Here is a 19,524-nt window from a genome sequence, read left to right on the forward strand (position 1 = left end):
AAACTCTGCCTATTATAAATTTCATGAATAAAGCATCTCACGCAGATAAAATGAAATCACTCCCAACACATTTAACTAATTTCATGAAAATAAGCAGTGTTATTTTACCTTGGCTAACCAGTATAACATTGTGTCTTTTGATCTTAGGACTTACTCTAATTGTGCATTCTCCTAATGACTATCAGCAAGGCATCACCGTTAAGATTATGTATATCCATGTACCATTCGCATGGCTATCTACATTTTGTTATATGATAATAAGTGCAGCTGCTTTAGGAAGTCTGATTTGGAAGCATTGTCTTGCTGATGTAGCACTCAAATGTGGTGCGCCCATTGGAGCAATTTTTACTGCTTTGGCTTTAATAACAGGCGCACTTTGGGGACGCCCTACATGGGGAACATGGTGGGTATGGGATGCACGATTAACATCTGTTTTCATCCTATTCTTTATCTACCTTGCAATTATCATGCTTGCCTACTCTTTTGATAACCAAGCAAAAGCTGCACGTGCTACAGCAATACTTACACTCGTTGGCTTTATAAATATTCCCATTATCAAATTTTCCGTTAATTGGTGGAATACACTCCATCAATCAGCATCGCTTTTACGTCCAGGAGGCCCAACAATTGACCGTGCTATGTTATGCCCCCTCATAACAATGATATTTTGTTTCAGTCTTATGTTTATTTCGCTCTATCTGATGGCTATGCGCAACGAAATCAATAGCTATCACATCAAAATACTTCAGATCAGAAAAGCCCGTCATGCACAATACCAGGAATCTTCATCATGCTCGACCTAAATGGCATTCACATTAGATTTTTAGGAAATTTATCTCAGCAAATTGATTTTTTTCTTGGTACCCTCCATCACGATAAAATTGTTGTTTTAAGCTACATGCTTTCCGCAATATTTCTTCTATGTTTTATTGGGTACCTTCTTTGTAAAGCTATATACCAAAAAAAGATTCTACAACAACTGAATAAAAAAGAACTGTTTCAGGAAAAAAATATAGTGAAAACTATCCCTCGAAACCCGAAAAAAAACGTATCTTTATCCACCTTGTTTATTCTTTTTGGACCATTTTTGTTTTTTTTTCTGCTTATGATACTTTTCTTCTACCTTATGGATAACAGACACCTCAATGATATTTCTTTTCCCCAAAATACGTTAACTGAACAACCCGCCCCTAAAATCAGTCTTCCTATCCTTGGTAATGAAAACCATCTTCTTGACTCAGAACAATTTAAAGGACGTATAACATTGGTCAATTTTTGGGGATCTTGGTGCTTATTCTGCCGTGAAGAGCATCCACTTCTTATGAAAATTGCACAAGATCAACGTTTTGATCTTGTTGGCATTAACTATAAGGACAGCAAAGAGAATGCTCAGCGTTTTCTGAGCAGTTTTGGTAATCCTTTTAAATTTATTGGCTTTGATATTTCAGGGCATACAGCCATTAATTGGGGAGTATACGGAGCACCAGAAACCTTTCTTTTAAATAAAGATGGTATCATCATTGCTAAACATGTTGGCCCTTTAACATGGCAAGTTTATAAAGACAAGATTCTGCCAAAAATCAAACAAGCTCTCACGACAGAAGAAACATCAAACAGCAAGGTATTGATTCATAAAAACACTCCATCGTTTTCCAATATTGAATGAGAGTGCAATAGGATTTTCTTATTTCAAACTCTCTTGTGAGAAATCAATCAAAAATGCTTATTTATATGCCACAATACAGAGTAATGAATGAATAGAAATTATTTTAGAAAAAACTCAATGTATCTCTATGAACTATTTTACCGTAAAAGCCTGATAACACAACGATAGCACTGGTTTTGTACCTTCATAAACGTAAAAACACCAGCCTTTCACAGTTCTTGCATTACATCATGTTCACAAGCAATAAAAGCAAGAGAAAATATACAAAATAAAAATCCGAAGCTCTACACAATCTCCATTATTAAAAAATATAACTATAGATATTTTGGAGAACCTTAAAGTAAATTAAAACAGTAAAAATAGATAATAAGCCGTACCTTTACTACATATAATCATGCAATAATATAAAAATACAACACTTGAGTGAGCTCTTCCATGAAAAAATTCTACATTCATTAAAAGCTCCACCATCTCAAATTTCTTTTTTATACCAGATTATATTTAGTAACGGTCTAAAAGACAATATGAAATTACACAGCGCATGTTATACTCTTATCCGTCGCCGTTCAGATATTGGCTGAAATGCTATTTTAGCGTGAAAAGTACAATAAGGGCTATTTTCGACAGAATCGGCACCACAGAAATGAAAGTCTGATGATAAAGGATCTCCAACTGGCCACCTACACGTATTTTCACTTAATTGCAAAAGATTAAGCTGACGCGATATAGGCACAACTACATTTGATTTCGTGGACACATCAGTTTCTGTCACACCTTCCACAAACTCCATATTTAAATCTGTTACTCCTGCACTACAAGACGCAGCATTTGTTGGCGATATTGTCGATGTGGTACGACGCATACGGGGAGATGATGGGCTAGTAGGTATCTTTTGTGCACGCGACACCCCCTGTGCTGCCTTACCACGTCCCGGTAACTTTAATCGATGCACTTTACCGATTACTGCATTCCTGCTGACCCCACCTAACCGAGCTGCAATCTGACTTGCACTTAACCCCTCACTCCAAAACTTCTTAAGAAGTTCAACGCGTTCACATGTCCAACTCATATCAGCACTCCATTCTGATCACCTCATTGAGAGGCTCCCCTTGCCCCTTCAAATGTTTAAATAATACTTCCAATGGCCAAATGAAAAAACTTTATACTCTATCCAGGACAAAAAATTCACTTAACCTACGGAACTTACAAATCGAAACGCAACCTTGCTAACTGATTTAAACTACAATATGCACTAACTCTATGACAAGAGTCTTTCCTTCTTGAAGAGTTTATTTAGAATGTTTTCCCCAACTTGCGAATCAAGTATAGGCTAGCCTACCGTATTTGCTTAAGATTTTTTCTAAAAACCGTTTCTTTGCAAGGATCTTTATGGACTTTCTACCAATTAACGCAATGATCTATTATGCAGATTTAGCTATTATCGTAATGAAACGCTAATTACGCTGTACCTAAAGATACAAGCTTACTCCATTTGCAGCACTGTTTTGTTTATTGTATGACAGAGGTTAAAGTACAGAGGAATTAATGATGGGTGCTACCACTATACAGCCGCTTTACGAATGTTTTTCTCGCCGTAATTTACGTTTCAAACAAGGCAATGGTGTGTGGCTTATCTCTGATAAAGATGAACATTACCTTGATTTTACATCTGGCATCGCTGTCAACGCACTGGGGTATGCACATCCAAAGTTAGTTGATACTCTTAAAAGACAAGCTGAAAAACTTTGGCATATTTCCAACCTTTTTCAATCACCTGAACAGGAAACTCTTGCAGCGCGGCTTTGTGCAAACAGCTTTGCTGATAAAGTTTTTTTCTGCAATTCTGGTGCTGAAGCACTTGAATGCGCATTCAAAACCGCTCGTCACTATCATTATGCATCTGGGCACCCAACACGCATTGAAATCATTACTTTAGAGGGTGCATTTCATGGGCGTACACTTGCAACGCTTGCGGCTACAGGACAAGAAAAATATCTCGAGGGCTTTGGACCTAAAACTGATGGATTTATTCAAATTCCTTTTTGCGATAAAATCGCTTTGTGTAACGCTATTAATAAAAATACCGCAGCCGTTCTTATTGAACCTATTCAGGGAGAAGGAGGAGTACGAACGGTACCTACTGAATATTTAAGATTTTTGCGCAAAATGTGTGATGATAATAATCTGTTGTTAATTTTGGATGAAGTTCAAACGGGTGTTGGACGAACAGGAAAGCTTTTTGCTTATGAATGGAGTGGCATCGTGCCTGATATTCTTACCCTCGCAAAAGGGCTGGGTGGTGGATTTCCGTTAGGAGCGTGTATTGCAACGAATAAGGCTGCAAAAAGTATGACACCAGGAACTCATGGCTCAACCTTTGGAGGAAATCTTCTTGGCATGGCTGTAGGCAACAGTGTTCTTGATGTCATATTAAAACCAGGCTTTCTCCACCATGTTCAGCACATGGGGAATAAGCTAAAAAGTGGACTTTCGAGCCTTCCCAATATTTATCCTGATATTATCTGCGCAATTCGGGGGGTTGGTCTTATGGTAGGAATTCAGTGTGTCATTCCTTCAAATGTTATCGTCAATGCCTTGGAAAAAGAATATGTTTTAAGTGTTAGTGCCAATAACAATGTAGTGCGCTTATTACCTCCCCTTATCATAACAGAAGAAGAAATAGATGAAAGCGTACATCGCATTAAAAAAGCAATCGCTTCTCTTGCGCAAACAAACAAAAAAAGGCAAATATCATAAACATGACAAATGCTCTTCGCCATTTTACCGACTTATCTGTTTTAACCCCACTAATAAAATACGCTGTTATAAATTGTACAAAACTCCTTAAAGTAGCTTTCAAAGAAGAAAAAAAGTCAAAATTTTCTGTTGGCAAAATACTAGCTGTAATTTTCAAAAAAATTGCTAAAGATTCTGACTCTATATTATGATTGGCAGTTTTCATGGAACAAAAATTTCGTGCTCGCAGTCATCATATTTTTTATCCTTATAAAATCAATGAAACTTTAATAGAATTAGCCAAGCCTAGTGCTCTTTTCATGCATTTTTTCCCACTCATCACAGTGAAGAAGTTACCTATATTGTGATAGATGGATCACATTCTGTTATTTTTGATAAAACTAAAAACTATTTCAATGCTTAAAAAGAAAGGCTTTCTTGGTATTTAAAAGATGCTTTTTTCTCTCTAACAATAGGCCTAAACAGCATACCAAAACAAATCGTATAAAAGGCAAAGATATGAACAAACAAACCACATCTGATACATCTCTCAACAATATCTTCTGGAGTAAAGATGATACTGTTATCCCCTTTCAAGTTGAGGAGCTTGACATCCGGGGACGTGCTGTACAACTTGGTGAAAGTTTAAATTCTATTCTCACAAGGCATCAATATCCTGAACCAGTTTCTTACCTTTTGGCAGAAGCATTAGTTTTGACTGTTCTTCTTGGAACCTCTCTGAAACTTAAAGGAAAATTTATTTTACAAACCCATTCCAATGGACCAGTAAATATGTTGGTATGCGATTTCTCCCCCCCTTCCAGTCTACGCGGTTATGCCCGTTTTGATGAAGAGCAGTTAAAACAAGCAATAGCCAATGATCAAATATCTTCAAAAACACTTCTGGGAAAAGGCACTTTAGCCTTCACCATCCACCAAGACCCCCAGATGCAACCCTATCAGGGAATTGTTGCATTAGATGGATCAAATTTACAAGAAGCTTCTCATCTCTATTTTGATAAATCAGAACAAATACCCACTGATATCCGTTTGGCAGTCGCCATATTTTTTAACCGAGACAAACAAGGAAAACAACAGAAAAGCTGGCGAGCAGGAGGTATTTTGACCCAACTATTGCCCAAAGCATCATCTCATCACAAAATATATGAACCCGATCAAAAACTAGAAGAAGCTAAAACCTATGCACAACTCAAAGAAAAATGGCAAGAAGCTCAAGCACTAACAGCAAGCATTGAAAGTACAGAATTGACAGATCCCCAAGTCGGCAGTAAACGGCTATTATTTCGCCTTTTTCATGAACGAGGTGTCAAAGTTTTTAATCCCTTTTCTCTTGTAGATCAATGTTCCTGTTCGCGCGAAAAAATTAAAGAAATACTGGAAAGCTTTCCCATTGATGAACGTAAAAAAATGATTAAAAACAACTATATTTCAGCTACATGTGAATTTTGTTCAACAACTTATCGTTTTAAGTTGCAAGAGTTTTTTTGAAAATAAAATGTAACAAATATTCCTCAAAAAAGAATGTAGATCGCAGCTAAAGTCGCTTTGATGCCCAAAATTACCAAGTGAAACTTAGCGACAGTTAGCATAAACTTTTAAAACATTTTGTGTATCTTCTTCCCACAGGTGTCAGCGCTTTTATTGCCTGTACAATCATATGCCTATCCTACCAGCACTCACTTCGTATTATTGATAAAAACAGCTTACACCTTTAGAGTACGATTTTTTCTTTCTCAAAAAATTTCTCTTGCACTTTTAATGTTTTAAAATTTATGCATTTACATGGAAAATTTCTTACTTTCACACTTATTTTAAGTGAGTACAGCATATACGAAAATACCCTATTTAATGAAGCCAAATTAAATCTAAAAAAACTCCCAAATATCATATCAATCTTACGAGACAAAACGACGCAACCGAACATAAAGTGCACCATCACCCCCATGATGACGAGCGGCACATTCAAATTCGTGAACATAATACCGAAAAGCTGGTGTTGACAACCAATGAGGAACAAATTGATATAGAACACCATGACTCCCACGTAATCTTCCTGTTCCTGTAATTACAAGCACATAGCGCAATCCCCTTTGCAGAGATGACTGCAGGAAATTTTTTAATAAAAAATAAGCCTCTTCCTGCGCACAACCATGAAGATCTATACGAGCTTCAATCGGATAAAGGCCTTTAGCAATTTTACGGTATGTAACATGATCTAAGAGACGAACTTTTTGCGTTTGTGCAACTATCTTCTTTTCCCTTTTTCTCCCCATTTCTCTTTTCTGGTTTCCCTGAAGCAATGGGAGAGATTGTGTGATACGTTGTTTTTTATCTCCGATATTTATAACTTCTTGTGGAATAGAATGAGGAAACTTATTATGAAGCGGTACTGTAGTACGACAAACTTTCTCCCATAAAAGGCGATCTTGTGCGACTAATGAATCCCCTTTCTTTTCCCTTTCATCTATAGCCATTTTAATTTTGAATCTCTAATAAATCTCATTCCTACAATTTTACGGATAAAACATGCATCAATTTTCATCTTCTGTCGCAAAAAGCCTCCAATTTGGATCCGGGGATAAGCTATTGCGAACGAAAGTCCATACATCTCTAATTTCTACAATTGCATCAGGATCACCGTCGATACGTTCTTCTTGCTCATTGTAGGTCACAGAAATCATTTCACTGACAATTCGCACAGTCACGAACTCTTCTTTTTCTTGCATTTCTGCTGCTACAAATTCAATCTTATTAATTCCAACAAAAGTAAATTGAACTCTTTCATTGTTTTTTTCGCGTTGCTCAATGGCTGCACAAAAACTTTCAAAAACATCTTGAGATAACAATCTCTTGAGTTGTTCACGATCACCTTTTGCAAAAGCTGTTACAATCATTTCATAAGCAATTTGCACACCTTTTATAAAAAATTGAGGAGAAAAATAAGGATCGCTCTTACGAAGTGCCCGCAAACCTTCATTTAAAGCGCTTCCTTGTGGTGCAATTGCATCAATTTCACTAAAGTCACCTTTTTGAGAGTGAGCTTGATAAGGGAACGAAATAATATTGTCAGCCGTTTCTGTCTCACTTTGTTTTTTAGAACAACCTGAATAAGGATCAAAGGGAGGCTTTTCAAAACCAATCCGTTTTCCTAATACATTACGGAGTTGTACAAAAACGATAACCATAATAACGAGAGCTATGACAAGTACAATGTCAAATTCCATGGGTGCTATCAATCTCCAAACTTAAGATAATCTTATGATAAATATTGCAGTCAATATCATTTATCAATAAACATGTAAAATAGGGAATCCACCCTAAAAATATTTTTTATAACCTATAAGCTTAACTTGAAAGAGATAACCCTTACTAATTTTCTTCCTCAAACCTTGAAAAGGAAATATTCATGTGATCAAGCTTTATCCAATAAATCCCCATTTTTTTATCATTGCTGTCCTTTGCACCCTTTTGATTGAAATCTCTTGTTTTATCTTTGTTGGAAGAGAAATTGGAATTTTGGCAACTTTGAGTTTAGTCATTCTAACAACAATGGCTGGAAGCATTTTATTGCGAATTCAAGGTGTTAGCCTTTTTAAAAATATACAGCATGAATTTATACAAGGACGTACATTAGACAATTATATAATTAAAGACATCCTTACCATTATTGGTGCGATTTTGCTCATTCTGCCCGGATTTATAAGCGATATATTTGGAATATTACTTCTCATTAAACCAACTCGTAATATTATCTGGTCTTTGTTTATAACATTGAACAATAAACCCAGCTGCCATACTAAGAACAATACTAATACCAAAAATCAATTTGAAAAAGTAATTGAACTTAACAAAGAAGAATACAAAGTCGATAATGTCAAAGAATCGCCATGGTATAAAAATGATGATAATGATCACTGAAATACCAAGAAAATCGTGACGAATATAAAAAATAATTTAAAGAGAAAAAGAGAGCGTTTCTTGCAACCTTTTGCAAGGCGTGATAATCACCTTTGTCCTTGGATCTTAAACAAAAATATACACGTGATTATAAGAGGTTTTTAATTATGCTCAAAAGTGAAATTAATAACAATGGTGAAGAGCCTGTTTTTTCTGTATTGACACAATATTTAAAAGATTTTTCATTTGAGAATCCAAGTGCCCCAAACTCACTACGTGCACGTGAAAAGGCGCCACAAATTGACATCAGTATTAGTGTCAATGCTAATCCAATTGGTGATGATAATTATGATGTCGTTTTATCTATCTCAGTCAAAGCCAATGATGACAGCGAAACATTGTTCCACGTAGAGCTAATTTATGGTGGTGTTTTCCATCTTGAAAATATTCCACAAGAACATGTTATGCCACTAGTCTTTATTGAATGTCCTCGTCTTTTGTTCCCATTCGCTCGACAAATCATATCTAATGCCACACAAAATGGCGGTTTTCCGCCCTTGTGGATTGATCCGATTGATTTTGCAGCTTTGTTCCAAAAGCGTATTGCGGAAGAACAAAAAAACAACCAAATACGTCCATCTTAAAAAGATGTATTTCATTATAAAAAATCTCTGAAATATCAGAGTTTTTTTATAACCTTTTTGCATGGTAAGCGGCTAGTGTTGCAATATTAAGAATATCTGTATCGCCTTCACTCAATGGTGCGATTTGGATGGATTTTTCTAGTCCAACCAAAATAGGACCAATAACCGTTGCTTCACCAAGTTCCTGCAACATTTTTCCAACGATAGAAGACGTATGATATCCAGGCATCACAAGGATGTTAGCAGATTCCGTTAATCTCATAAAAGGATATTGTTGCATCAACTTAAAATTGAGTGCCACATCAACGCTCATTTCTCCATCAAATTCAAAATCAACCTTGCGTTCATGTAAAATATTAATAGCACCCCTAATATTCTTGGTAACCTGTCCCTCCATGTCACCAAAATTAGAAAATGCTACAAATGCCACTCTTGGCTGATATCCAAATCCACGGACAAAATAAGCCGTTTGTTCTGCTATATCAGCAAGTTCTTCAGCATTAGGATTCTCGTAAACAGCAGTGTCTGCAATAAACAAAGTTTGCCCACGGAAAATAGCCATCAAGATACCAATTAATCGTTCTTTTGGTTTCTCATTGATTACCAGCTGTATATCAGTCAACGTTGTTTCATAATTGCGTGTTACCCCTACAACCATCGCATCAGCATCCCCTAATGCGACCATACAAGAAGCAAAATAATTTTTATCATTACTAATACGATGGCGACAATCGCCTAATAGCCAACCTTTGCGCTTCATTCTTTTATAAAGGTAATTAGCATAGGCATCTGTCTGGCAAGAGAGCTCAGCATTCATAATAGAAATATCTTCATGCTCAAGATCAATTCCAGCAACAGCAGCAATTTCTCTCACTTGTTGTTCATGACCAATCAAAATTGCTTGTCCTAATTTTTGATGAACGTAGGAGACAGCAGCTCGGATCATCTGCTCCTCTTCACCTTCTGTAAAAACAATTTGTTTTGGCGCTTGGCGAACATGATTATAAACTCCACGCATTATAGAGGAAATAGGATCATGTTTTGCACTCAAATCACGTTCATAAGCCTCTAAATCATCAATATGCTTTTGCGCAACACCGCTTTCCATTGCTGCTTTTGCCACTGCCATTGAAACAACTGTGAACAAACGCGGATCGAAAGGAACGGGAATGATATAATTCGGGCCAAATTTCAATCGCTTTCCACGATAGGCTGCTACAACACTGTCAGGTATTTCTTCATGGGCCAAACCTGCAATAGCTCTTGCCGCAGCAATCTTCATATCTTCATTCACAACCGTCGCCCGCACATCAAGCGCACCACGAAATATATAAGGAAAACAAAGAACATTATTAATTTGGTTTGGATAATCCGAACGACCTGTCGCGACAATTGCATCATCACGCACTTGCATAATCTCTTCCGGCGTAATTTCTGGATCGGGATTGGCCATAGCAAAAATGATCGGCTGAGGTGCCATAGATTTTACCATTTCTGGGGTAACAGCACCTTTAGCAGAAACTCCGAAAAACATATCTGCACCTTCCATTGCTTCAGCAAGCGTGCGTTTATCTGTCCGAATAGCATGAGCAGATTTCCACTGATTCATTCCCTCTTCACGACCTTCATAGACAACGCCTTGCGTATCGCATAATATGATGTTTTCAGGCCGAAATCCCATCGCCTTCACGAGTTCAATACAAGCAATCCCAGCAGAACCAGCGCCATTACAGACTAACCGTGTATTCTGCATATCACGCCCTGTTAAATACAAGGCATTAATCACGCCAGCAGCGACAATGATTGCGGTACCGTGTTGATCATCATGAAAAACAGGAATATTCATGATCTCACGTAAGCGACTCTCAATTATAAAACACTCTGGTGCCTTAATATCTTCAAGATTTATGCCACCAAAAGAAGGCTCTAAATGACGCACAAGATTGATAAAACTTTCCGTATCATTCGTATCAATTTCCAAATCAATTGAATCAATATCCGCAAAACGCTTAAAAAGTACTGCTTTTCCTTCCATCACTGGTTTAGATGCCAATGCACCTAAATTTCCTAGACCTAAGATAGCGGTTCCATTTGATATAACAGCGACAAGATTCCCCTTTGCCGTATAGTCATAAGCCAAATCTGGATTTTGAGCAATTGCTTTAACTGGAACAGCGACACCTGGCGAGTAAGCAAGTGCTAAATCATGCTGTGTTTCCAGCGATTTTGTTGCAATAATTTCAAGCTTTCCAGGCCGACCACGGCTATGAAAATCAAGGGCCTCCTGCTCACTGGTAGTATAAGCCGTTTGATACGTTTTCTGATCCTGATCACTTTTTTTCATCTCACTTAACTCTCTCAAAAACAGTGTAAACTCTGTTTGACAATATGTGTAATTATCTGATTTTAAAATTTGCTTCATACGCCAGAAATCGCTATGCTTATTAAACAGCTATAGCCATACGCTCCAATACAGAGATAGTGAAAATAAATATTGAAGCAAATAAAAAAGCTACAAAACCCTCTATTGAAATAAATAAATGCTTAAAAATGTATAAAAAGACTGACAAGAACAATGATTTAATCCCAAATATCGCATCCTCATCTGCTCAAAATCGGGAACGCCTCACACCCATGATGGAGCAATATATAGAAATCAAAGCAATCAATCACGATTCTCTTCTCTTTTATCGTATGGGTGATTTCTACGAATTATTTTTTGATGATGCAGTTGAGGCCTCTCAGGCTTTAGGAATCACACTCACAACGCGCGGTAAACATTTGGGTAAAGATATCCCCATGTGTGGTGTTCCAGTTCATGCTGCAGATGATTATTTGCAAAAACTAATTTCTTGTGGTTACCGCGTCGCGGTTTGTGAACAAACAGAAAGCCCAACAGAAGCTAAAAAACGCGGAGCAAAATCAGTCGTTCGACGTGATGTTGTTCGTCTTGTCACACCTGGAACCATAACAGAAGAAAAACTTCTTGATCCAACGCGTGCAAACTATCTAATGACGCTTTCTCGTATAAAAACTAGCGACGGAGAAGAATTTGCTCTTTCTTGGATTGACATCTCAACAGGTATATTTCGTGTAACAGAAAGTCGCCATGAAAAACTTTTGGCAGACATTATGCGTGTAGATCCACAAGAAATTATTGTAGCTGATTCCTTTTTTCACGATAAATCTCACAAGTCGCTTTTTAATGTTCTTGATCGCATCATTTCTCCTCAGCCAGCGAATCTTTTTGACACAATCACAGCTGAACGCGAAATCTGCGACTATTTTAAACTTTCAACTCTTGAAGGTGTTGCTGATTATTCACGTCCAGAACTTTCTGCAATCGCTGCGGCTATTCGTTATATTGAAAAAACGCAAATTTCTCATCGCCCTCCTCTTATGCGCCCTGAACGACAAAACGAAAGTGCAACCCTTTTTATTGATGCAGCTACTAGATTAAATCTTGAGCTTGTTCGAACAACATCAGGTCAACGTGATGGAAGTCTATTAAAAGCTATTGATCGTACCGTTACAGGAGGAGGATCACGTCTTCTTGTTGACCGCTTAATTGCTCCTCTAACTACACCTGCAGCTATTGATGAACGCTTAGATTCGATTACTTTTTTTATGCAGAATACATCTCTTGCAGAAGGTATAAAGCTCATTTTAAAAGGGGGACCAGATATGCCCCGAGCAGTTTCACGTTTAGCTCTTGGACGAGGAGGACCACGTGACATGGCTGCAATTCAACGTGGCTTTGAAATTATTCGTGAACTCAACCAACTTCTTGACAATCAATTGCTTCCTCAAGAAATAAGCGATATACAGCAGGTTTTTTCACATTTACCTGCTGCTTTGCATTTGCATTTAAAACAAGCATTAGCCGATGATCTTCCACTGCTTAAACGTGATGGTGGTTTTATTCGCCCTCATTACCACAAAGAGCTTGATGAAATGCGTGCTCTGCGCGATGAATCTCGCCGTGTTATTGCAGAACTTCAAGCACAATATATTCGAGAGACAGACATTAAAACACTCAAAATAAAGCATAACAACATATTAGGCTACTTCATTGAAGTAACCAATTTACAAGCATCTGCCCTCACCGACACCCCGCAAGCAAAAGCACGTTTTATTCACCGACAAACAATGGCAAACGCTATGCGTTTTACAACAACAGAGCTGGCCGAACTTGAAAGCCGCATTGCTCATGCAGCCAGCCACGCCATGACTCTTGAGCTGGAAATTTTTGATACTCTTGTTAACGAAATTACAGAGCAGGTTGATTTCATTCGTAAAGCCGCTGAAGCACTTGCCGTTTTAGATGTATCCGTTGCTTTAGCGCACTTAGCAGAAGAACAAGGATATTGCCGTCCCAAAGTTGATCAGTCACTTACTTTTCATATCACCGCAGGCCGTCATCCTGTGGTCGAGCAAGCATTACGAAAGCAAATAGCAGCCCCTTTTGTTGCTAATAACTGCAATCTCTCTGTACAAGAAAAACATAAATATGCAGCAATTTGGTTATTGACGGGGCCAAATATGGGAGGAAAATCAACTTTTTTACGGCAAAATGCTCTCATCGCTATTATGGCGCAAATGGGCTCTTTCGTTCCAGCAACCGCAGCACATATCGGTGTTGTTGACCGTTTATTTAGCCGTGTTGGTGCTTCTGATGATCTTGCTCGGGGACGCTCAACCTTTATGATGGAAATGGTTGAAACTGCAACAATTCTTAATCATGCAAGTAGCCATTCCCTCGTTATTCTGGATGAAATCGGACGAGGTACATCAACCTTTGATGGACTTTCAATTGCGTGGGCAACAGTTGAGTATCTTCATGAGGTTAATCACTGTCGTGCTATCCTCGCCACACATTTTCATGAAATGACAACACTTACCGAAAAGCTTGATCGCCTTCATAATGTAACAATGAAAGTCAATAATTGGAATGGCGATGTCATTTTTCTGCATGAAGTCACACAAGGAGCTGCTGATCGATCTTACGGAGTACAAGTTGCAAAGCTTGCTGGGCTTCCTCCAGCAGTTATTACGCGTGCTACAGATGTTTTGCATCAATTAGAACAAAGCGACATAGTTGGAAAACGACATAAGTTAATTGATGATTTACCTCTGTTTTCCTTGAAAGAAACATCTTTTACCAATGAAAAAACAAACAAACATTGCGCACTTCATGAAGCTTTAAAAGATATCCACCCTGACGAACTTTCTCCTAAAGATGCTTTAGAAGCACTTTATCGTCTCAAACAACTTGAAAAAAGTAATCTCTGATAGAAAAATTCAAGGCAGTGTTTTTTGATTATTCTCACTGACTATTATATTTACTGCACTCTCTATATCTGCAAAGTATAAAGAGGAAAAACTTGCGCAAAACACCCTCTAATATATTTAGTTTCAATGTAAAATAACAAAATCTATATCAACCCTAAAGCTATATTGGCAATGAATTGAAATACCTCGCTAAACTAATAAACCATATGCTTAGAATTTAGAATATTGTAAAAAAATATGAAAGTACTGCAAAAATATTATTTACCTTCTTTAAGAAAACTTCTTTACCTATAAAACATTACGAACAGCACCCTTTGCAGCGGAAGTTGTCATAGCGGCATAAGCTTTAAGAGCTTTTGAAACTTTACGCTTACGCTCTTCAATTGGTTTCCACGCCGCCTTTCCTTTTTTTTCCATTTTAGCACGACGGTGCATAATATCAATATCATCAACTAACATGTTTATGGTACGGTTAGAAATATCAATTTCTATTATGTCACCCTCTTCTACTAAAGCAATTTCTCCGCCTTCAGCAGCCTCTGGTGAAATATGTCCAATCGAAAGTCCTGAAGTTCCTCCTGAAAAGCGACCATCTGTTATAAGTGCGCAAGCCTTTCCTAATCCTTTAGACTTAAGATAACTCGTTGGGTAGAGCATTTCCTGCATTCCAGGTCCACCACGTGGACCTTCATAGCGAATTAAAACGATATCACCTGACTTAATTTTGTTTGTTAAAATCGCCGAAACAGCAGACTCTTGGCTTTCAAAAATTTTTGCTGGCCCCCTAAAAGTTAAAATGGATTGATCAACGCCTGCTGTTTTCACAATACAGCCATCTTTCGCAAGATTTCCGTAAAGAACGGCTAATCCTCCATCTTGCGAATATGCGTGTTTAACATCTCGAATCACACCTTTTTCACGATCCAGATCAAGACTATTATAACGACAAACTTGACTAAAAGCTGTCAGCGTTGGAATACCACCTGGTGCTGCACGATAAAATTCATGAATTGCTGGCTCATTAACCTGTTTCACATCCCAGCGACGAAGGGCTTCTTTCATCGTTTTCGCATGAACAGTATAAACAGATGTATCAATGAGACCAGCTGCATCCAATTCACCTAAAAGCCCCATAATACCACCCGCGCGGTGAACATCCTCCATGTGTACATTAGCAACAGCAGGTGCAACCTTACATAAAACAGGAACCCGGCGCGAAAGACGATCAATATCCGCCATGGTAAAATCTACCTCACCTTCTTGCGCTGCTGCTAAAAGATGTAGCACAGTATTGGTTGATCCCCCCATAGAAATATCCACTGTCATTGCATTTTCAAAAGCCTTCCGCGAAGCAATAGAACGCGGTAAAACGGTTTCATCACCTTTTTCGTAATAATGCTTAGCCAAGGCAACAATTTTTCGTCCTGCTTCTTCAAAAAGCATTCGACGATCTGCATGTGTTGCTAACATAGATCCGTTTCCAGGAAGAGAAAGCCCTAATGCTTCTGTAAGACAATTCATAGAATTTGCTGTAAACATTCCTGAACAAGAGCCACATGTAGGACAAACCGCACGCTCCATTTCAGCAACTTCTTCTTCTGAATTATATTCAGAAGCTGCAGCAATCATCGCATCAACTAAGTCAACGTGCAGCTCTTGATTTTTCCATTTAATCTTGCCAGCCTCCATAGGACCACCTGAAACAAAAATTGTTGGAATATTTAACCGTAAAGAAGCCATTAACATCCCAGGCGTAATTTTATCACAGTTAGAAATACAAACTAGTGCATCAGCACAATGGGCATTGACCATATATTCAACAGAATCAGCAATAATTTCACGTGAAGGCAAAGAATAAAGCATTCCATCGTGTCCCATAGCAATTCCATCATCTACAGCAATTGTATTAAACTCCTTCGCAACACCACCGGCCATCGTTATCTCTTGTGCAACCAACTGTCCAAGATCTTTTAAATGTACATGCCCTGGCACAAATTGTGTAAAAGAATTAGCGATCGCAATGATGGGTTTACCAAAATCAGAATCTTTCATCCCTGTCGCGCGCCAAAGACCGCGAGCCCCTGCCATATTACGTCCGTGAGTTGATATTCTTGAACGGTAAGAAAACATTTTTTCCCCTCAAATAATTCCATTTGGGTCATTGTGTTACAATCCAATCCCAAAAATAAAAAAATCCTCTTATAGAAAACATTTAAATCACAAAATTGTTAATGTGTGTTTCAACTCAACATGGGACAGCTATTATTCATAAGCCAATAAAATTTTCTTAAGAAAAATTATCTAGTAATCATTGATAGAAGCAATAACCATTTCCCGCTATACAGAAATCTTTAGATTAATGCATAACACATAATTGAGTATAAGTGCGTTATAAAATTATTGGAAAATATAAGAAGAAATTGTCATAGAAAGTATAGTGCTCTCCATCAGCGCACAAATCCTTTCTTATAAAAGCAAACGCTTTATTGAGCAAATATCTTGATTTTTTTGGTGGAGCTAAGCGGGATCGAACCGCTGACCTCTTGCATGCCATGCAAGCGCTCTCCCAGCTGAGCTATAGCCCCACATAAAGAAATATCTCCCTTAAGTCAGTCAACAACCTTAGGGAGAATTTTGTAGAACGAGAAAAATTGAAGATCAAGAAGAATTTACATTCAATGAAAAGAAAATATCTTATTACTTCTCTTAAGAATCGTCATCGGTCGAAACACCACCTCCGAGAATATCAGCAACGTCATCATTCTCATCATCTTCATCGTGAGACAAAAATGTATCATCGTCATCACCGAGATCAACATCACTATTCTCCAAATCAGGGAGATCATCATCTTTAGCATCGTCAACATCTTCTTCAAGAAGCATAAAGGCAGATTTTTCAAGTGCTGTATCAAGCTCTTCAGTGTCAACATCTTCTTCACTATTTGCTTCAGCTGCAGCAACCTCAAAATAAGAACGCGGATAAGAAATTCCTGTATAAGGCGATACAATAGGGTCGCGATTAAGATCATAAAACTTCTTTCCCGTTTCTGGATCAATACGCTTAGTTCCAAGATCCTGTTTTGCCATGAACCGTACCCCTTTAATTAACTATAATTCCATTAAAAGATAAATTTTATGGTGCTTAATCAAAAAATAATGTCTTTGTCAAAAGATAAATATACCGTTCCACGTGGATTTCCTCATGACGCCGTTTAAAGCATGTGTTAAAGGATGTCGATTTAATAAGAATGTAGATAGAGCTAAATAGAGTTTCTATGCAAAAAGCAATACCCATCACTGCCTATAAATCTACTAGTCTTTCTGGAAAAATTAAAATACCGGGAGATAAATCAATCTCTCATAGGTCTCTTATATTGGGAGGATTAGCAAGTGGAAAAACACATATTCACGGACTACTTGAAAGCGATGATGTTCTCAATACAGCCGCTGCTATGCAAGCTATGGGTGCTTGTATTCATAGGAAAAAAGGTCTCTGGATCATTCATGGGACAGGAAATGGCTGTCTCTTAACTGCACAAAAACCTTTAGATTTTGGCAATGCTGGAACAGGTGCTCGCCTAGTTATGGGATTAGTTGGTCCATATCATATGAAAACAACTTTTATCGGAGATGCCTCTCTAACAAAACGCCCAATGGGACGTATCCTCGACCCATTACGTTTAATGGGCGTTGAAATTGAAGCAACACACGGCAATCATCTCCCTTTAACGCTTTATGGGCCGAAAATGGCTAATCCGATTCGCTACCGTATTCCAATGGCTTCTTCCCAAGTTAAATCAGCAATCCTACTTGCTGGACTTAATACAGCCGGGACAACAACTGTTATTGAACCGATTCGCACTCGAGACCACACTGAAAAAATGTTAAAAGCGTTTGGAGCTGAGATTGAAGTAGAAATCAATACAGAAGGTGTAAGTTTTATTCACTTGAATGGCCAACCACACCTGACCGGGCAAACTATTGATGTTCCGGGTGACCCTTCTTCTGCGGCTTTCCCATTGATAGCAGCTCTCCTTGTAGAAGATTCTGATATCATTATTGAAAATGTTCTTATAAATAATTCTCGAATGGGGCTTATCGAAACATTATGGGAAATGGGTGCCAATATTGAACTATTGAATCAACGCCAAACAGGTGGAGAAGATGTTGCCGATATGCGAGTCCAATCATCAATTCTAAAAGGCATAACTATCCCCAAAGAACGAGCTCCATCCATGATTGATGAATATCCAGTTTTAGCAGTAGCAGCGGCCTTTGCTGAAGGTAAAACAGTTATGTTAGGAATTGAAGAGTTGCGTGTTAAAGAATCAGATCGACTATCTGCTATTTCTCAAGGACTAACAATTAATCATGTAAACTGTGAAGAGGGTAAAGATTTTCTCATTGTTCATGGAAAAAATTCCTCAAAAGGATTGGGTGGTGGACATGTCACTACACATCTTGATCATCGAATTGCTATGTGTTTTCTTGTTTTTGGACTAGCATCAGAAAAACCTGTTACTATTGATGATAAACGCATGATAGCCACCAGCTTTCCAGAATTTATCCCTTTCATGCAACAACTAGGGGGACAAATTTCTTGAAACCTTTTGTTATTGCAATTGATGGACCAGCAGCATCTGGTAAAGGGACATTAGCACGAAAAATTTCTGCTCATTATCATCTTCACCATTTAGATACCGGCCTCACTTATCGTGGTGTTGCACATGCGCTTTTACGCAAAAAATTATCTTTTGATGATGAAAAAAATGCTGTTGCTTGTGCTATAGCACTCGATTTTAATACTTTAGATCCAAATGTTTTGTCTTCTCATGAACTTGGAGAAGCGGCTTCAAAAATAGCGCTCATACCAGCTGTGCGCGAAATTCTTGTTACAAAACAGCGTGACTTTGCTAAAACTCTGCCAGGCAGTGTACTTGACGGCCGTGATATTGGAACTGTTGTATGCCCTCATGCAGATATTAAACTCTATATTCTAGCCAACGTTCAAACACGTGCAAAACGTCGCTATCAAGAGATTTTGAAAAAAGGAGTCCAAGCAAATTATAATGAAATCCTCGTCAATCTTAAACAACGTGATAGTCGTGATATGAACCGCAAACAAAGCCCGCTAAAACCAGCAAAAAACGCCCACTTGCTTGATACGTCAGAATTGAGTATAGAAGCGGCATTCGTAACTGCATGCACTTTTATTGATCCCATCATAAAAGCGTATGCAGTTAGATGAAGTCGTTTTGGTAATTTCTA

Annotated in this window: 16 protein-coding genes and 1 tRNA gene; 10 read left to right on the top strand and 7 right to left on the bottom strand. The window is 38.0% G+C overall.

What is annotated here, in order from left to right:
• The first annotated feature begins 23 nt into the window (after nt 1–23).
• Nucleotides 24–803: a heme ABC transporter permease gene (locus WCP76_RS00185; RefSeq protein WP_336293673.1), complete on the top strand. Its 780-nt coding sequence runs from the start codon at nt 24–26 to the stop codon at nt 801–803.
• Nucleotides 804–1,015: 212 nt separating this feature from the next.
• Nucleotides 1,016–1,666: a DsbE family thiol:disulfide interchange protein gene (locus WCP76_RS00190; protein WP_336293674.1), complete on the top strand. Its 651-nt coding sequence runs from the start codon at nt 1,016–1,018 to the stop codon at nt 1,664–1,666.
• A 544-nt stretch (nt 1,667–2,210) separates the two neighbouring features.
• Here the strand turns inward: WCP76_RS00190 and WCP76_RS00195 are convergent.
• On the bottom strand, nt 2,211–2,735 hold the full coding sequence (locus WCP76_RS00195) for a GcrA family cell cycle regulator (protein ID WP_336293675.1): 525 nt from the start codon (nt 2,733–2,735) through the stop codon (nt 2,211–2,213).
• Between the two features lie 479 nt (nt 2,736–3,214).
• Here WCP76_RS00195 and WCP76_RS00200 point away from each other — a divergent pair, with 479 nt between their 5' ends.
• From WCP76_RS00200 to WCP76_RS00210, 3 genes are all read left to right on the top strand, one after another.
• Nucleotides 3,215–4,423, top strand: coding sequence for an aspartate aminotransferase family protein (locus WCP76_RS00200; RefSeq protein WP_336294001.1), 1,209 nt, complete (start codon nt 3,215–3,217; stop codon nt 4,421–4,423).
• 2 nt (nt 4,424–4,425) lie between these two features.
• Nucleotides 4,426–4,614 carry a hypothetical protein gene (locus WCP76_RS00205; protein WP_336293676.1) on the top strand — a complete coding sequence of 63 codons (189 nt, stop codon included), beginning with the start codon at nt 4,426–4,428 and terminating at the stop codon, nt 4,612–4,614.
• Nucleotides 4,615–4,921: 307 nt separating this feature from the next.
• Nucleotides 4,922–5,911, top strand: coding sequence for an Hsp33 family molecular chaperone (locus WCP76_RS00210; protein ID WP_336293677.1), 990 nt, complete (start codon nt 4,922–4,924; stop codon nt 5,909–5,911).
• Nucleotides 5,912–6,318: 407 nt separating this feature from the next.
• Here WCP76_RS00210 and WCP76_RS00215 read toward each other — a convergent pair whose 3' ends face one another.
• Both WCP76_RS00215 and WCP76_RS00220 read right to left on the bottom strand, forming a co-directional pair.
• Nucleotides 6,319–6,897, bottom strand: coding sequence for a Smr/MutS family protein (locus WCP76_RS00215; protein WP_336293678.1), 579 nt, complete (start codon nt 6,895–6,897; stop codon nt 6,319–6,321).
• Between the two features lie 57 nt (nt 6,898–6,954).
• Nucleotides 6,955–7,647, bottom strand: coding sequence for a Tim44/TimA family putative adaptor protein (locus WCP76_RS00220; RefSeq protein ID WP_336293679.1), 693 nt, complete (start codon nt 7,645–7,647; stop codon nt 6,955–6,957).
• A 184-nt stretch (nt 7,648–7,831) separates the two neighbouring features.
• Between WCP76_RS00220 and WCP76_RS00225 the strand changes: the two genes are divergently transcribed.
• Nucleotides 7,832–8,341: an FxsA family protein gene (locus WCP76_RS00225; RefSeq protein WP_336293680.1), complete on the top strand. Its 510-nt coding sequence runs from the start codon at nt 7,832–7,834 to the stop codon at nt 8,339–8,341.
• Between the two features lie 146 nt (nt 8,342–8,487).
• Nucleotides 8,488–8,964, top strand: coding sequence for a protein-export chaperone SecB (secB, locus tag WCP76_RS00230; RefSeq protein WP_336293681.1), 477 nt, complete (start codon nt 8,488–8,490; stop codon nt 8,962–8,964).
• 46 nt (nt 8,965–9,010) lie between these two features.
• Here secB and WCP76_RS00235 read toward each other — a convergent pair whose 3' ends face one another.
• On the bottom strand, nt 9,011–11,308 hold the full coding sequence (locus WCP76_RS00235) for an NADP-dependent malic enzyme (RefSeq protein WP_336293682.1): 2,298 nt from the start codon (nt 11,306–11,308) through the stop codon (nt 9,011–9,013).
• A 206-nt stretch (nt 11,309–11,514) separates the two neighbouring features.
• Here WCP76_RS00235 and mutS point away from each other — a divergent pair, with 206 nt between their 5' ends.
• Nucleotides 11,515–14,256: a DNA mismatch repair protein MutS gene (gene mutS / locus WCP76_RS00240; protein ID WP_336293683.1), complete on the top strand. Its 2,742-nt coding sequence runs from the start codon at nt 11,515–11,517 to the stop codon at nt 14,254–14,256.
• 288 nt (nt 14,257–14,544) lie between these two features.
• On the opposite strand, the gene ilvD is transcribed toward mutS, so the two are convergent.
• The 3 genes from ilvD to WCP76_RS00255 form a co-directional block, all read right to left on the bottom strand.
• On the bottom strand, nt 14,545–16,386 hold the full coding sequence (gene ilvD, locus WCP76_RS00245) for a dihydroxy-acid dehydratase (protein ID WP_336293684.1): 1,842 nt from the start codon (nt 16,384–16,386) through the stop codon (nt 14,545–14,547).
• A gap of 379 nt (nt 16,387–16,765) precedes the next feature.
• A tRNA-Ala gene (locus WCP76_RS00250) sits at nt 16,766–16,841 on the bottom strand.
• Nucleotides 16,842–16,962: 121 nt separating this feature from the next.
• Nucleotides 16,963–17,343 (bottom strand): TIGR02300 family protein, encoded by a 381-nt coding sequence (locus tag WCP76_RS00255; protein ID WP_336293685.1) that lies wholly within the window; start codon nt 17,341–17,343, stop codon nt 16,963–16,965.
• 188 nt (nt 17,344–17,531) lie between these two features.
• Between WCP76_RS00255 and aroA the strand changes: the two genes are divergently transcribed.
• Together aroA and cmk are read left to right on the top strand one after the other, a co-directional pair.
• Nucleotides 17,532–18,860 (top strand): 3-phosphoshikimate 1-carboxyvinyltransferase, encoded by a 1,329-nt coding sequence (gene aroA / locus WCP76_RS00260; RefSeq protein ID WP_336293686.1) that lies wholly within the window; start codon nt 17,532–17,534, stop codon nt 18,858–18,860.
• The gene (gene cmk, locus WCP76_RS00265) at nt 18,857–19,504 is read left to right on the top strand and encodes a (d)CMP kinase (protein ID WP_336293687.1); all 648 of its coding nucleotides are present in this window, start codon (nt 18,857–18,859) and stop codon (nt 19,502–19,504) included. Before aroA ends, cmk begins: the two co-directional genes overlap by 4 nt.
• Nucleotides 19,505–19,524: the final 20 nt, after the last annotated feature.

The sequence above is a fragment of the Bartonella vaga genome (assembly GCF_037070895.1).
In the GTDB taxonomy this organism is placed as follows: domain Bacteria; phylum Pseudomonadota; class Alphaproteobacteria; order Rhizobiales; family Rhizobiaceae; genus Bartonella.